The following is a 15167-nucleotide window of genomic DNA, read 5'->3' as shown; positions in this document are numbered from 1 at the left end:
CAGGTGCCGGATCAGTTACCTGTCATTCGTACCACCAGATTATTCCATACAGCTATGTCTGCATCTGGCCGATAGTACCGTCTCGGCATCACCATCGTAAGCTGCCGCCCGCCGCCTCAAGGGTGCTTGGCGGGCGACTCCTCCAGCGTCAGATCTCGATCTGCTCAGAGATATCCAAGGCATCATCGACCTCGATGCCCAAGTAGCTCACCGTCGACTCGAGCTTGGCGTGGCCCAGCAGGAGCTGAACAGCCCTCAGGTTCTTCGTACGCTTGTAGATCAATGTCGCCTTCGTGCGCCGCATAGAGTGCGTACCGTAGGCGGACGGATCGAGGCCGGCCGCCACCACCCAGTGCTCGACGATCCTCGCGTACTGCCGGGTGGAGACATGCGGGGACTCGTGCAGCCAGCCCGGAAAGAGGAAGTCTTCCGACTTGAGGCCCGCCTGCGCGATCCACACTGCCACGGCCGTGCGCGTAGGCTCGGTCAGTTCGAACTGCACAGGCCGCTGCGTCTTCCGCTGCACGACCATGGCGCGTGAGAGCACCTGGTTTCCAACTCCTCCAGCAGCCTGTCGAATGCGCCGGGTACATCGGCCTACGCCAGAAAGCCCTCGATGTCATCCAGGTCGCGTTCGAAGTTGCGAGTGATCCGCACCGTTGCCCGGACGCTCATGCCCGCGAGCGTGCCTGCTTGCGTTCGGCCAGCACTTCCCGCGCGTCGTGTGTTCGATCCGCCGCGACGTCCTCAAGGTCGTGCTGGGCTTCATCAAGCATCAACAGGTGGATGCGGGCCTGTTTCAGCCGGTGATAGTAGTCGAGTCGGCGCGTATCGACGAGTGCGACATAACCCTCGCCATTCTTGGTGATGATTTTCTCCGCCCCGGCCTTGACCTGATCGGCCAACTCGGACAGTTGGGCTCGGGCCGTGGTCAGCGAGACGATGTCCTGTGCTGTGATCGGCATACGGATACCTCAATGTACAGAATTCTGGCTTGAATCCTAGAATATCCTCCGCGACGATGACTCCGCCGTGCGTAAGAGGGGTACGCGAGCGGCAATCGCGTCGGCTAATGTCCATTTGGCATCTGCCCTACGATACTGTGTGCCTGCGCCAGAGCGTAAAGCTCACTCCTAAATCGCCCGAGGTCAGTTTCCCCGCTTTGAAGACCAGCATCGGGTATGCCCCGCGTAGTCATCCGCCCCATTTCAGGCGGCAACGCAAAGCTTTTCAATACAGGCGAGCGTATTTAGAATCAGAGCACGACCCTGAATCCAATTTTGAAAATAAATGGAAAATGTGCTTGAAGACCAAATATTGACCGAATCTGAATGTGCTGCACTACTGCGAGTTCACGTAAAAACTCTTCAGAGAGCCCGCCAGAAAGGCGAGCCAATTGTGCCGTGCTTGACGGTTGGACGGCAGATTCGCTACAGCAAACTTGCTGTGCTCAATGCTATCCATTCGGGAGAACAGCCGAAACTAGCTGCCAATCAACCGGCCGACACGTCCCCCGCGTCGTGTCCGAAGCCTGTGAAAAGGCGCTGTGGACGGCCGCGTAAAAAACAGATTTTGAATTGAACAGGAAAGGGCTCATATCCAGATAACTGGCGATTGGAGGCGCGTGCGCTGAATTTCTTCTTGGCCAAACTGAAATTAATTGGCGCAGGAGGAAGACTATGTGACAACGGGAGTAACGCATTGGAAGAATATTTGAATCAATAGCGTAGTGTGTCAACGCTGGCTTTCTTGGAGAAAGCCGACTCGGGATACAGTATGCGTCGAAGTGTTGGGTTTTGTGAGGCAGCTAGTCGGCCATTGTTGCCGTTCTGCCCTTCCAATCAACGTGGCTGGTTTGCAAGGCAAAGCGGACATCTCAGTACCCAAGAGACTTGAGTCGATTTCATGATGTGACTTGATTCAGCCGTTCTGAAAATTGCAGCTGGTTGCCTTGGCTGGCCGTGTCTGCAGGCACTTGCTGCTGGGCCTGACCTGCTGATGCGGTGAGGCTTGCCGGTGGCTGACGAGGTGTGAACACCCGACCTTCAGCGTCGCTTGAAGTAGCCGCCAGAAGTCGCACCTTCCACCGGCACCACATGCACATGCCCATGATGCACGCCAGTCTGTGCCTTCACCGATTCTGCGAAATCCATCACCTTGTGCGTGCCGCCCCGCAGGAATACCGCTTCGATGCAATTGGCGTGATCGAGATGGGCATGCATGGTCGATACGGTCAGGTTGTGATGATCATGCTGGATGTCGGTCAAGCGGCTGGCGAGCTGGCGCTCGTGATGGTCAAACACATAACTCAGCACCGCCACGCACTGCCGTGCAGCCCCCTCGGCTAGCGAGGTCTCGCCCAGTTCGCGCCGCAACAGGTCGCGGATCGCCTCCGAACGGTTGACGTAGCCCTTGCGGCGCATCAGCTCTTCGAAGGCCTCGGCCAAATCGTCGTCCAGCGAAATGGTAAGTCTTTGCATGTGTTGGTCTTACCAAGCGGTCAGCGGATGCATATTGTGCCCCATTCTGTGCGCTGCCCCATTGCCGTGCTTTCGAGCGAGTCCGAATAGACCAATGCTCACGACTCATGAAACGGGTTGCAATTCCATCAACAGATCCCCGGCGACCACGACTCTGCCTTTCCGGCAGTGAATGGCCGAGACCAGCCCATCATGTGGCGCGAGTACCGTGAACTCCATTTTCATGGCTTCAAGTACTGCCAGGACCTGACCTGCCAGCACCCGCTCGCCGTGTTCGACCAGCAAGGACCACACACTGCCGGACATTTCGGCCTGCACCTGAGTACCGTCCCCAGCCGCCGCAATTTGCTGCGGTTCGTTGGCTTCCTCTGCATTGCCAAACCCTGATTTCTGCCAGTGAGCCACCTCTTCAGTAAAGGCCTGCTGCTGCCGCAGGCGAAAGGCTTCAATCTCGGCTGCATTCTCGGCCAACAAGGCTTCGTGCTCGGCTATGTTGAACATGGCTTGTTCGACGCGAACCTGGGCGCAGCCGGCGCGGAAATCTGCGCGAAACTGGTCGAGTTCGGTTTCGCTGACCGGGTAAAAGTGCACGCGGTCAAAGAAGCGCAGCAACCAGGGCGCGCGGCCGAACTGGCGGTTCTGGAGGAACCTGTTCCAGATCGGTACGGTGCGGCCCACAAGTTGATAACCACCGGGCGAGTCCATGCCATAGATACACATGTACACGCCGCCGATGCCGACCGTGCCTTCTGCGGTGAAGGTGCGCGCGGGGTTGTATTTGGAGGTGAGCAGGCGATGGCGCGGATCAAGTGGCACCGCGCAGGGCGCACCCAGGTACACATCACCGAGGCCCATCACCATGTAACTCGCGTCGAACACGGTCTGGCGCACGTCTTCGCGGCTGGGCAGTCCGTTGATGCGCTGGATGAAATCCACGTTATTGGGTAACCAGGGAGCTTCAGCCTTCACGGTTTCGCGGTAGCGTTGTACTGCGGCCAATGTGGTGGAGTCTTCAAAGGCCATGGGTAGATGCACGATGCGGCTGGCTACCTGTACCCCCTCCACATCGGGTAGATGCGCTTCCAGCGCGATCAACTGTTCGATCAGTGCGGACTGCGCGATGATGCGGCTGTCGTAGTGGATCTGCACCGAGCGCACGCCGGGCGAGAGCTCCTGCACGCCATCGAGCGCCAACGCCTTGAGCCCTTCCATCAAGAGGTGAATGCGCAGACGCAGACGCAGGTCGAGCACGTTCGGGCCGTATTCGAGCAGGATGTATTTGTCGCCAGCCTGACGGTAGGCGACTGCCGGGTGCGTGCCTGTTTCCGGCAACTCGGCCAGCACGCATTCCGCCACAGTGGCGGGCCGGGGCAACAGGCTTTGTGCCGACAACTTCGCCAGCGGCTGCAGGCTATGAATCGCCGCGTCCTGTGCCAGTTCCAGCGCCAGCGCTTCATCAAAGCCGATCCGTTCGAAGCGGATGGTGTCGCCCGGTTTGACCTGGCCGACCTTCCACAATTCAGCCTTGGCGATGGTGACCGGACAGACGAAGCCTCCGAGGCTGGGACCGTCGCAAGTCAGGATCACCGGGGTGTCGCCGGTAAAATTGACCGCACCGATGGCATACACGCAGTCATGTACATTGGAGGGATGTAGCCCGGCCTCGCCGCCGTCGCTGCGCGTCCATTCCGGTTTCGGGCCGACCAAGCGCACGCCGAGGCGGTTGGAGTTGTGATGCACCTGATAGTCGGTGGCGAAGAAGCTGGCGATGCTCGCTTCGGTAAAGAAGTCCGGGGCGCCGTGCGGGCCATGCAACACGCGGATTTTCCAATGCTTGCCGTAGGCCGGGATCAGGGCTTGCGGTACGGCTTCGGGTGCGAAGGCCGGAGCGGGCGTGTTGCAGGCCGCCATGTCCGGTCGGCTGATCGGCAGCAGGTCACCCACGCGCAGCGTGCGTCCGGCATGGCCGCCAAACTGGCCCAGCACGAAAGTGGATTTGCTGCCCAGATAATCGGGTACATCTATCCCGTTACGGATGGCAATGTAGTTGCGGCAGCCGCTCTCGACCTTGCCCAGGCGCAGCACTTGCCCCGCGCGCACCGCAATCGGCTGCCACCAGGGCAGCGGCTCGCCGCCATCGAGCGTGGCGGTGGCTGGCGCACCGGTCAGCGCGATCAGCGCATCGGCATGGAAACGCAGCGTTGGCCCCTGCAGCGTGCATTCCAGGCCAGCAGCGGCTTCGTGGTTGCCGACGATGCGGTTGGCCAAGCGGAAGGCGTAGTCATCCATCGGGCCGGATGGCGGCACGCCGATGTCCCAGTAGCCAGTGCGTCCCGGGCAATCCTGCACCGTGGTGTAGGAGCCCGATTCCAGGACTTCGAGTTGGGGCGAAACATAGGCGTACTGATCCAGGAAGCGGGTCCAGACCTTGCCGTCCACAAAGGTGTCGCTTAGCAGGATGCTGCGTAGGTAATCGAGATTGGTGGCGCTGCCATCCAGACGCGTCGCCTCCAGCGCCACAAGCAGCCTGCGGCGAGCATCTTCGCGGTCACTGCCGTAAGCGATGATCTTGGCGATCATCGGGTCGTAATGGGCGCTGACCTCGCTGCCGGTCTGCACCCAGCTATCCACACGCACGCCTTCGGGGAATTTCACTGCGGTCAGCACACCGGGCGCGGGTTGGAAATTGCGTACCGGATTTTCGGCATACACGCGCACCTCGATGGCAGCGCCTTGTGGTTCTGGCAGGGCGTCGAAGGAAGGCGGCTCTCCTGCTGCGATACGGATCATCCACTCGACGAGGTCCAGCCCGGTTACCGCTTCGGTGATCGGGTGCTCGACCTGAAGGCGCGTGTTTACTTCGAGGAAATAGAAGGTATCGCGTGCAGCGTCATAAATGAATTCCACTGTGCCGGCAGACACATAACCCACCTCTTCGCCGAGTTTCACTGCAGCCGCCAGCAGCGCGGCGCGCGTGGCGGGTGGCAGATGCGGTGCTGGGGTTTCCTCGATCACTTTCTGATTGCGCCGCTGCACCGAGCAATCGCGCTCGCCCAGGGCCACGACGCAGCCGTGACCGTCACCAAAGATCTGCACTTCCACATGGCGCGCGTTGGCGACGAATCGCTCGATGAATACGCCGCTGTCCTTGAAGAAATTCTGTCCGAGGCGCTGCACCGATTCGAAGGCGGCAACCAGTTCGGCTTCATCCTCGCAGCGCGACAGACCGATGCCGCCACCCCCTGCAGTGCTCTTGAGCATCACCGGGTAGCCGATCTCCAGCGCCGCCTGCCTGGCTTCATCCAGATCACTCAGCAGGCCGGTGCCGGGGGTGAGCGGCACGCCTGCGGCTTCGGCGATTTCGCGCGAGGTGTGCTTGAGGCCGAAGCGGCGCACTTGATCGGGCGTCGGGCCGACAAATACGATGCCGGCTGCTGCGCATTGCTCGGCGAACTCGGTGTTCTCGGAAAGAAACCCATAGCCGGGAATGATGGCCTCGGCGCCGGTCTCTTTGGCGATTTCCAGAATGCGTTCGCCGCGCAAGTAGCTTTCTGCGGGTGAGTTGCCGCCCAGTGCCACGGCCTGATCAGCAGCGGCCACATGCAGACTGTCACGGTCCGCGTCGGAATACACTGCCACCGAGCGGACGCCCATTTTCTTCAGGGTGCTGGCGATGCGGACAGCAATTTCGCCGCGATTGGCAATCAGAACAGTTTTGAACATGGGCGTTCTCCAGGCAAGCCGGTGGCCTGGCCCCAGTACAGGCCACCGCAAAACGAAGGGGGTATCGGAATCAGCGGGGGGTCATGTAGGCACGCCACCCGCCCAGCGCGGTGATGTCCTCCGCGCCCTCTGTCGCCCAGTTCTCGCAAACGAAGCCCTGTACACGGCGACCATCGATCAGTTCCAATGAACCGATCCCCAGTGGCGAAGGAATCAGTGCCACAAAGGAGCCGAAGCGCTCCGCCGGCATGGCCCACAGCTCCACCGTGATCGGCGCGCCATCACCCGTGCGCACCAGCCCCGGCTTGGGCGGAACAGTGCCGGGCAAGGCATAGAAGCGATAAGCAGCCGAAGTCTGCGTGGTTTCCAGCAACACCGCGCCACGCTCTGTGAGTTGCCAGTTGAGCGGCATGCCGGAAAGATGCGCGCCGACCACGGCTACCACCACCTGCCCGTCCATGGTGGGTGCAACGGGGGCCGGCGGCGGCAAGGCCTGATCGGATGCTCCGCGCCGCCAGGGCGCAGCTTGTTGCCACTGGCGTCCGAATTCGATGAGCCGCGCTTCGTGCCAGCCCGGCGCGATCAGGGTGATGCCTGCTGGCAAGCCGTCGCCGCGCATGCCAGCAGGCAGGGCGATGGCGCTCCAGTCGAGCAGATTCACAAAGTTGGTGTAGACGCCCATACGCGAATTGAGCGTGACCGGATCGGCCAGCACGGCTTCGATGGTGTAAATGCTCGGCGAGGTCGGCACCAGCAAGCCATCGAGCCCACGAATTAGGGCTTCGGCCTTGCGCGCCAACTCCATGCGTCGGTACTCGGCCTTGTAGGTGTCGACCGCACTGAAGTTCACGGCCTTGCTGACGATGCCGCGCACGACCGGATGCACGACCTCGGGGCGCTCTTTCATCAATGGTTCAAGTGCGGCATAGCGCTCACCCACCCAAGGTCCTTCATACAGCAAGGCTGCCGTCTCGAAGAGGAGCGTGAAGTCGACCGGCATCAGTTCGACTCCCATGGCATCCAATCGGCACAGAGCCTCGTCGTGCGCACCTTCAGCCGCTGCGTCGCCAAACCAGTCCATCCGAGCGGGGATACCTAGCCTCGGTTTCTCCGGCCAGGCGGCGGGGCGGGCGGGCGCGTGGCGTGAATACGGATCGCTTTCGTCGAACCCGCCCATCACGCGCAAGGTGGCCTCGGCATCCTCCACACTCAGCGCGAACACCGTGATGCAATCGAGCGTACGGCATGCTGGCACCAGTCCGGTGGTACTGACCCGCCCGCGCGTGGGCTTCAGACCGACCAGATTGTTATGCCCGGCCGGCACCCGGCCAGAGCCGGCCGTATCTGTACCCAAGGCAAACGGCACCAAGCCACGTGCCACCACCGAAGCCGAGCCGGAACTGGAGCCGCCGCTGATGTACTCCGGTTTGAAAGTGTTGGGCACCGGGCCATAAGGCGAGCGGGTTCCGACCAGCCCAGTGGCGAACTGATCCAGATTGGTTTTGCCAATGACCACCGCGCCAGCGGCCTCGAGATGCTCGACCACGGTCGCGCTGCGCTCAGGGATATAAGCGAATTCCGGGCAGGCACAGGTGGTCGGCAGACCGGCCACATCGATATTGTCCTTCACAGCGAAGGGCACACCGTAAAGCGGCAACTTGCCAATATCTCCGCCCGCTGCTTGCAGTTGCGCGGCAAGGCGGCTCAGGCGCTGTTGCAGGTCTGCCAGGCTGACGCGGGTGATCCAGGCCACATCGTGGTCCGGCATCGAGGCAAGAAGTCCGGAAAGTACACCGTCGGGATTTCGGCCCCCAAGGTACGCTGTGCGCCAGTCAGCAATAGTCCAGAAGGCTGGCATGGGAAAAGTGGACATGATCGTTTGCGTGTCGCAAGGGCATTGAGATGTCCGTGAGTATGAATTTCTAAGAAAAAATCATACATACGCAGATTTGCGTAGTTGCTAACGAAAGTAGCTACCCCCTTGTCCCGAGGCTGCGAAAAAACCGTAAAGAGCTGCCACTCATAAGCTGCATGCCGAACGGTAGCAATGGCCGAAAACTCGCCTCCTACCGCTACCGAACAAATCTCCCCAGCGTCATGGCCGGCTGGCGCAGCGGACGCATCCGGGGCGACGCGCGGCCGGCGGGCTGCATGCCGAGATCGTGGTATCGGACAACGGCCGGAACAGGACGAACAGGTGCTGGGGCAACCGTTCCGTTCCTTCACCACCAGGCCCTTCGGCACCGGGTTCGGCCTGCCTAGTTCGCGCCGCGCCATTCACCGCGTGCCCGCCGAAGCATCGGCTGCTGTCGGCTGCATCTGGGCATATTGCATTGGCGATGAATAATGCTCCATCCGCTGCGAGTTGCAGGGTGTGCCCGAGTGGCCGGCCGAACATGTTCTCGTCGAGATGAGAGCCAGAAGCCGATCGCACGCAGTTCCTCCCAATTCAATTTGCGCTGATAGTGCAAGATATGTCCCGTTTGACGGGATGGATTTGTCCTGTCGAAGTGGATAAATCTGCCTTGGTTTTGCGGATAAATCTTCCCAGTGACTTTCTTTATTGTGCTGTTTTTACTTGATTTCAAGTTTTTGTTTTCAGGGACATTGGATGTGCCACGATGGTCTGGGTGCTAAGGATGGATTTGTCCGTTGTGGATGGTGAATTCAGTCGCTCGAATTTGATATCCACAGTCGTGACGGGGCTGTTTGGCGGGTTCGGCGGATAGTTGCTCTAGACAAAAAACGCCAATTCTTGCCGAGTGCAGATTCCCACTTCTTGTGCAATCTCTGTCGTAGCGTAGATTTCCAGATCCCGCCCGGCCAGCATCTTCTTGAGGCGCGCGTTCTCCGTCTCTAGTCGTTGCAGTTGCGTGACCTTGTCCGATCTCATGGCGCCGAAGCGCTTGCGCCACATGTAGATCGTCTGCTCGCTCACCCCCGTGCTTCTTCGATATTTGCACGACCGGCGAGCGGCCAGCCTCCCGCAGGATCTTGGCCACCCGTTCTTTTGCAAAACGGCTCTTGCGCATGACTTCCTCTTCTTCTTGGAAGCCACCCTCTCAAGTTTCAACTGGTCCAACAAGCCCGGAACAGATCGCGGCTTGCAGGCAAAAATGAATATGATTTCTTGTTTTCAAGGTGGGGCAGGTAACGTATCTAAAACAGGACTTGGAGACCTGCCCCCGTTACTGCAATTATGTCATCCTTGCATTTCTTTCGGTAACGCTTGGGCAATGCAAGGATATATCCTTGACAGGCCATTGCAGTAACGGATGCCGGCACCTATGTGCCGGCATTGATTTGAAAACAATAATGGAAGCTATTGCCGCGGTGCTGGCAAGGAAGATTGCCTGCAAGAATTCATGCGCCTGAGCTCTCAGGCTGCGCAGCTGTAACAGGACTGGGAGTTTTCTGCTGGGGTTTGCCAGAGGCAATTCTGACGCCCGGCTCAGCGCTGCCAGTCTTCGACCAGCAATCCGCCGATGCGGCGAAATTCCGCCAGATTGTGGGTGACGAGGGTCATGCCGCGGGCCAGTGCCTGTCCAGCGATGAGGGTATCGTAGGGGCCGGTGGGCGTGCCGGCTTTGGCCAGTTGGGCGCGAATCTGGCCTGCGCAGCGGGCGTCTTCGTGGTCGAAGGGAAGGACTTCGAAACGCAAGCCATCGACGCGCGCGACGTTATGCTCAGTGCGCTGGCTTTTGAAAGCGCCGTAGAACAATTCGTGGCTGACGATCGAGGAAATGGCCACCTCTGCCGGAGTGTGCTGGCGCAGCCGTTGGCTCACAGGATTGTCGATCCCGCTGAGCAGGGCGGTGACCGCGTTGGTATCCAGCAGGTAACGGGGGGTCATTTGAACAGGTGGTCCAGTTCCGGGCGTGCTTGCTCAGCAGGGTGTTCCTCTGTGGCCTGTGCAAAGTCGGCGTCCACCTCGCCTGCGCAGGCATCCAGCCAGGCCCAGTCGCTGCTGACCGGTTCGAGGATGATGGCGGCACCATGTCGCCGGATGCGCACTTCGTCGCTTTCGAAGCGGTATTCCTTGGGTAGCCGTACCGCCTGCGAGCGGCCGGACCAGAAGATCTTGGCGGTATCCATGTTTAGCGTTCCTAATGAGATATATCAAAAATATATCTCCGCGGGTGTTTGAGCGCAAGTGCAATAGGGTGGGTCTTGCCGAGAAGGCCAGAAAGAGAAGAGCGAGCAGCTTTGGTAAGGAAGCAGTTCTGCCCAAGGGTAGAGTATTTCACCACTCTGAAGCTTGCTGTTCCCCCTCGGGGCCGTCCGTCTTTTCGAAGAATTTCTCGAACACCGCCTGCGGGATCACCTCGCGCGGCGTCAGCCGCATGACCGTGGAGGCCAGCTCCTGAACCGCCTCCTGCGCCCCATCGACCTCCTCACTGCCTTGCTCCCGGGCCCATTCGGCCAACTGTTCGACCGCCTGTTTGAGGACCGTACGCCAGTGCTGCACCAGAAGGTCCGGCCAGTACGCACCTTCCTCGAACCACTCCGCCCAGTCCTTGGCCAGGCACAGCTCCGTCTTCTCGCCCAGGATGGTTTCGACGACCCGCCGTGCCCCCATGTCCTTCACCGCGGTAAGCAGCACCCTCTGTGTGACCTGCAGGGCGAGCATGGAAACGGCCGGATCGAAGGTTTCATTGCGTTTTGCGAGCAGGTCCAGCCGCTCTCCCATCCGCTCCGGAATCTCCACGGCTTCATCGCCGGGCTTTCCCGCGAAGTCACTGCGCTGCGGATGCTGTACCTTCGACAGCAACTGCACCTGCTGCCCGAGCGCATTGGGCAAGTCAGCACGGTCCGTGCCCCACGCCATGATCTGGCTCCAGTCGATGGTCGTTTCCATACTGTCCTCCCTTCACTGAATGAAGCCGATGCACCGGGGCCCCGTGTCCTGCGCCAGCGGCACCTGGATACGCCCGTCCCCACTGCGCAGCGCACAGGCCACCGCACTGCGCAGAACCCGTTTCATGTCCCGTACGCTGCCATTCAAAAGTCGCTCCAGCGCCCTGCGGTCCAGTGCCTCCGGCAGTTTTCCGCGTAGTCCATGTTCATCGAGCACCGCCTGGTACAGGGTCTGGGCCAGTTGTTCACGCTGTCCACGGGTCGCCTCCCGAGCCTCGATCAGCGTGAAGCGTGACAGCATGGCCGGATGCAGCCCTGAAACATCGTTCGCGGTCGCCAGCCAGATTACGTAGCGGGTATCGACAGGCAACCACGGTACCGATTTGTCCTCGAATGCGCGTGCTGTGCGCTCTTCGAGCAGCTGATACAGGGCCCCCAGCGGGTCGCCTGCCCGCTTGTCGGATTTTTCGATCTCGTCGAGCACGAACACCGGGTTCGCATAGTCGCCCTGAATCAGGTCGCTCCAAACATGCCCGGGTTGAGTATTCCCCCAATAGGTCTCAGACCCGCCTAGCCCCGCACTTGCCTGCGCGCTCGACATGCCCATCACCCGTACCGGCAAGCCGAGCAGTTCCGCCAGGCGCAAGCAGTAGTCCGTCTTGCCCAGCCCCGCCCCGCCGTGAATCAGCAGACGAAGCCCGCACAACCCTTCACCACGGTGCCGAGCCAGGATCTCTTCCTGCAGCACGTAGTCCGTCGCCGCGCTGAAGTTCGGATGCGAGTCGTACAGTACGGACAGCCGTTCCGCCAAGGCGAGGCCGCTTTCCGCCCCGATCAGGCGCAGCGGGCCGCGCTGCTTCAGCAACGCCAGAATTTCCTCCTGGCGCCGGCGGATGTCCCGCTCCCCCGATAGTGTCTTCCCGGGCTGCCGGGTCGGATCGAACACGCGCACCATGCGCTCCCGCCCGTAGGTACACGCTTCCGCTTCGGCCTCGCGCGCCACGCGCATGCGCAGGCGGAACGCCCTCACGCCCTCGCGCAACGCGGCCAGGGCCGGGCTCACCACCTCGCTTGGCGCAGATGCCGGCACAGCGGTGCGCCGCGTGATGCTGCGGTGTACCCGCGTCCCTTCCATCACATCCGCCCGCGCACGCGTTCGGGATAGGCATCGAAAACGTCCCGCCCTTTCGGCAAGCGCCGGGTCGGAAACTTCGCCAGGGCCTCGGCCACCGGGGTCAGGAACCGGCATTCCGGGGAATCGTCCTGGCGTGCCACGATGTTCTGCCACCGATCCACCAGGCTGATGTATTCGATGTAATGGTCCCCCTGGCGCTGGACGGGCAATGAGGTGATCGCCTGGAAGTTGTGCTTGCTGCCGGGCCTCACCACTTCCGCAGCGGCATACAGGCGGACCGCCCAGCGCGTCGGGTCGTCCAGCCGCCGGCCCCGGCGATGCGGCTCGTCGTCATCGACGCGGCGGCACAGGACCGTGGATTCGCCATTCGTGACCACGAGGTCGATCGTGCGCTCGGCGAGGATCGCCAGAAACTGCTGTGCGGCCCGTTCGGGGGAGCACTGCTGGCGCACCGCCCGGCTCAGCGGGCGGCTGCGCCGTTCCAGCTCCCGGGCCCGTATCCTGCTCGCGGTACTGACCAAGCCGCGCAGGTCACGCTGAACCACATACTGGCGCCCGCGCAGTTGCCCCACGTAATGGCACAGTTCGATCGCCTCCGGCAGGATCGAGCGCTCGAACCATTCCGTGCTGCCTTCGCCACCCTCGCGCCGCGGCCGGCGGGCGTCGCTGAACACCGAGTGCACGATGAATTCGAGCTGGCGCGTATCGACCTCGATCAGCATGCTCTCGGCCAGGTCGATGCTGAGATGGCGGCCGGCCACCGTGGCGATGCGCCGCCAGGGGTGTTCGGTGTGCCCGATCTTGACCAGGCCGGATTCCTGGTCGTCCAGGAAGTAGAGGAAGAGGCCCGAGCCGAAGACGGTGGGCAGAGGGGATGGGGGTTGAGTGGTGGGTTGCATGTTTGTCTCCACTGGATGGAAGAATGATTCGGTTGAATTGGGATGAACTACGCCGGTTCTTTGGAATGATTTTTCGGAATTCAAACGTAGCGTTTGATATACATTGGAATGCAGCTTTGCACACCAAGAGAAGCTTGTCAACAACATCTGCTAGGATTGCGCTACAGATGTTTATTGAGTGATGCGATGCTCAGATTTCGCTTGAAGGAGTTGATCGCCGACCGCGAGTTCAAAGAGGGACGGGTGATCACGCTGCTGGAGATAGCGGAAAGCGCCGGTGTGCATCGGATTACGCTTTCCAAGTTGGCCAACAAGAAGGGCTACAACGTGACGTCGGATGTACTGGACCGACTCTGCGCGTACTTCAACTGCCGCATCGAACAGTTGGTCGAATACATCCCCGACGAACAAATGCCGTCGTAGGAAGCATCAGCGATGCTGGTCGCCCTGCATACATCCGGCCGCAGGGGCGAGCGCAGAAAGCCCGGCGGCCAGCCGGGCGTGGTGGAGATGCCATCTGAGGGGTGACGGCGAAAGGGCCTTTGCCCTGCCGCGCGTTCAGGCTTGTCCGAACGCCTGCAGCGCCAAGTTGCGCAAGTGTGCTTCGAGCCGCCGCACCAGCCGGCCGGTGCGAACTTTGCGCCGAATGTGGCGGTAGATCGGGTAGGCAAGCAGCCCTCCCAACACGATCAGCGTCTGCTGATCATTGTTGAAGGACTGACTGAACCAATCGTTCAAGCCGAGCATGCCGTCGAGGACAATCAGACTGAAAGCATAGAGAAGCATGAGGCCGATGGTTCGCCCTTTGGCCACTTCGATGCCGTAACGCTCGTTCAGACCCTTCGCGCCGTAGATGAACCAGTAGCGATTCGCCGAGTGATTGACGAGGATGCAGTACTGGCCCTCATCCACGTTCGCCGGCCCGCCCGCGATCAGTGTGATGCGCTGGCCGGCGCGCAGGGGGATGTCCACGCCCCGCAGCGAAACCGGCATTTCGGTGCCGTCGTCCAGGCGCAGCCAGAACTCATGGCAGGTCACCGAACTGCTGGAAATCTGGCCGCCGCTGAGGTAGCCGGTGCCCTGGTGGAGGTAGCCTCCGCCGCCTCCGCCGTAAACCTGCGTCTGGCTGTGCTTGCTGCTGCCGATGACCTCGCCGGTCACCGGCCAGAAACGCAGGCGTTTCCCGTCGTGGATAAAGTCGCTCATCGTGCTGGCCTGGATGGGTAGGTGCGCCAATCGGCTCAATATTCGAAGCGGATGCGGCCGTCCTGGCTTTCGACGACGATCCTGGCAATCTGGCCCTTGATCATGTAGCGGCCGGACTCGTCGACGGCATCGCGCACGAAAGCGTGGATCGTGGCGTTGAAGCGGCCGTACCGCTGCGCGCGTTCGGCCTCGATGGTGCGTGCCTGTTCCTGATCCTCGATGCGGGCGAAGCGGAACGTTTCCGCATTGAGGAAGGACAGCGCGTAGCGGCTGCTCGAACCGCCGAAGCCGTAGGAGGTATCGGCGGCAATGCTGTGGATCGGGAAGCCGCCGCGCTCGTGGTCATAGGGCTGCACGTCGAAACGCACCGGAAAGGCGATGTAGCGGTTGGCGGCGAAGTCGGCGATCTCCTTCTCCAGGCGCGGGCGCAGGGCCTGGAGGATGTCCTGCTTCTGGAAACTGTCGCTGGTCGCGCGATAGTCGTTGCTGACTTCTCCGGCCAGCCGTTCCCACGGTACCGGCAGGCCGGAGACGGCGTAGTACAGCTGCATCAACTGGGCGCCCGAGCGCAGCGGGGTGTAGCTTTCCAGCGGGGTGGATAAATCGGCATCGGGCAGCGCCGCCTGGCGCTTGCGTTCCAGTTCCGCAGCCTCCTGGCGCTGCTGCGCCGCCTCGTCGTTCTGGCGGATGTTCTCCGCGATGGCGCGGGTGGTCGGGTTGTCGGGCACCGTCAGTTGCGCGTCGGGGCGCCCGCCGTCCGAGCAGGCGGCAAGCAGCGTGGCGGCGGCGAAGGTGGCAAGCAGGCGGGTGGCAGACATCGGATGCTCCTTGTGGCGGTGGGTTCTGTTCCGAAGAAAGGCAAGGGAA

At 61.3% G+C, this 15167-nt stretch carries 13 protein-coding genes and 1 pseudogene; 1 reads left to right on the top strand and 13 read right to left on the bottom strand.

Annotated elements, in window-relative coordinates; translation table 11 throughout:
* Positions 1–148: 148 nt before the first annotated feature.
* The 11 genes and pseudogenes from E6C76_RS08740 to E6C76_RS08685 all read right to left on the bottom strand — a co-directional run bounded on the left by E6C76_RS08740 (position 149) and on the right by E6C76_RS08685 (position 13094).
* Positions 149–532: a tyrosine-type recombinase/integrase gene (locus E6C76_RS08740; RefSeq protein WP_269140163.1), complete on the bottom strand. Its 384-nt coding sequence runs from the start codon at positions 530–532 to the stop codon at positions 149–151.
* Between the two features lie 139 nt (positions 533–671).
* On the bottom strand, positions 672–965 hold the full coding sequence (locus E6C76_RS08730; protein WP_136347850.1) for a type II toxin-antitoxin system Phd/YefM family antitoxin: 294 nt from the start codon (positions 963–965) through the stop codon (positions 672–674).
* Positions 966–2045: 1080 nt separating this feature from the next.
* Entirely contained in the window at positions 2046–2480 is a 435-nt protein-coding gene (gene nikR, locus E6C76_RS08725; RefSeq protein ID WP_136347849.1) for a nickel-responsive transcriptional regulator NikR, read from the bottom strand.
* A gap of 105 nt (positions 2481–2585) precedes the next feature.
* Positions 2586–6203, bottom strand: coding sequence for an urea carboxylase (gene uca, locus E6C76_RS08720; protein ID WP_136347848.1), 3618 nt, complete (start codon positions 6201–6203; stop codon positions 2586–2588).
* Between the two features lie 70 nt (positions 6204–6273).
* Positions 6274–8076 carry an allophanate hydrolase gene (gene atzF / locus E6C76_RS08715; protein WP_136347847.1) on the bottom strand — a complete coding sequence of 601 codons (1803 nt, stop codon included), beginning with the start codon at positions 8074–8076 and terminating at the stop codon, positions 6274–6276.
* A gap of 909 nt (positions 8077–8985) precedes the next feature.
* Positions 8986–9235: pseudogene (locus tag E6C76_RS22385) on the bottom strand (transposase); the annotation flags it as partial.
* A 419-nt stretch (positions 9236–9654) separates the two neighbouring features.
* A complete protein-coding gene (locus E6C76_RS08705) occupies positions 9655–10056 on the bottom strand; it encodes a type II toxin-antitoxin system VapC family toxin (RefSeq protein ID WP_136347845.1) in 402 nt (133 codons plus the stop codon).
* Positions 10053–10298: an antitoxin gene (locus E6C76_RS08700; protein ID WP_136347844.1), complete on the bottom strand. Its 246-nt coding sequence runs from the start codon at positions 10296–10298 to the stop codon at positions 10053–10055. The genes E6C76_RS08705 and E6C76_RS08700 overlap by 4 nt, the downstream gene beginning before the upstream one ends.
* A gap of 148 nt (positions 10299–10446) precedes the next feature.
* Positions 10447–11061 (bottom strand): hypothetical protein, encoded by a 615-nt coding sequence (locus tag E6C76_RS08695; protein WP_136347843.1) that lies wholly within the window; start codon positions 11059–11061, stop codon positions 10447–10449.
* Positions 11062–11073: 12 nt separating this feature from the next.
* On the bottom strand, positions 11074–12123 hold the full coding sequence (locus E6C76_RS08690; RefSeq protein WP_168734293.1) for an AAA family ATPase: 1050 nt from the start codon (positions 12121–12123) through the stop codon (positions 11074–11076).
* Positions 12124–12194: 71 nt separating this feature from the next.
* Positions 12195–13094 (bottom strand): GIY-YIG nuclease family protein, encoded by a 900-nt coding sequence (locus E6C76_RS08685; protein ID WP_168734292.1) that lies wholly within the window; start codon positions 13092–13094, stop codon positions 12195–12197.
* A 201-nt stretch (positions 13095–13295) separates the two neighbouring features.
* Between E6C76_RS08685 and E6C76_RS08680 the strand changes: the two genes are divergently transcribed.
* Entirely contained in the window at positions 13296–13517 is a 222-nt protein-coding gene (locus tag E6C76_RS08680; RefSeq protein ID WP_230976205.1) for a helix-turn-helix domain-containing protein, read from the top strand.
* A 135-nt stretch (positions 13518–13652) separates the two neighbouring features.
* Here the strand turns inward: E6C76_RS08680 and E6C76_RS08675 are convergent, their stop codons facing one another.
* Both E6C76_RS08675 and E6C76_RS08670 read right to left on the bottom strand, forming a co-directional pair.
* Positions 13653–14300: a hypothetical protein gene (locus E6C76_RS08675; protein WP_136347839.1), complete on the bottom strand. Its 648-nt coding sequence runs from the start codon at positions 14298–14300 to the stop codon at positions 13653–13655.
* A 35-nt stretch (positions 14301–14335) separates the two neighbouring features.
* Positions 14336–15118 (bottom strand): hypothetical protein, encoded by a 783-nt coding sequence (locus E6C76_RS08670; protein WP_136347838.1) that lies wholly within the window; start codon positions 15116–15118, stop codon positions 14336–14338.
* Positions 15119–15167: the final 49 nt, after the last annotated feature.

Origin of the sequence: Pseudothauera nasutitermitis (assembly GCF_004801295.1) — a bacterium.
Lineage (GTDB): Bacteria > Pseudomonadota > Gammaproteobacteria > Burkholderiales > Rhodocyclaceae > Pseudothauera > Pseudothauera nasutitermitis.
The sequence above is the reverse complement of the archived record's forward strand: the minus strand, read 5'-3'. Positions and strand labels throughout refer to the sequence as shown.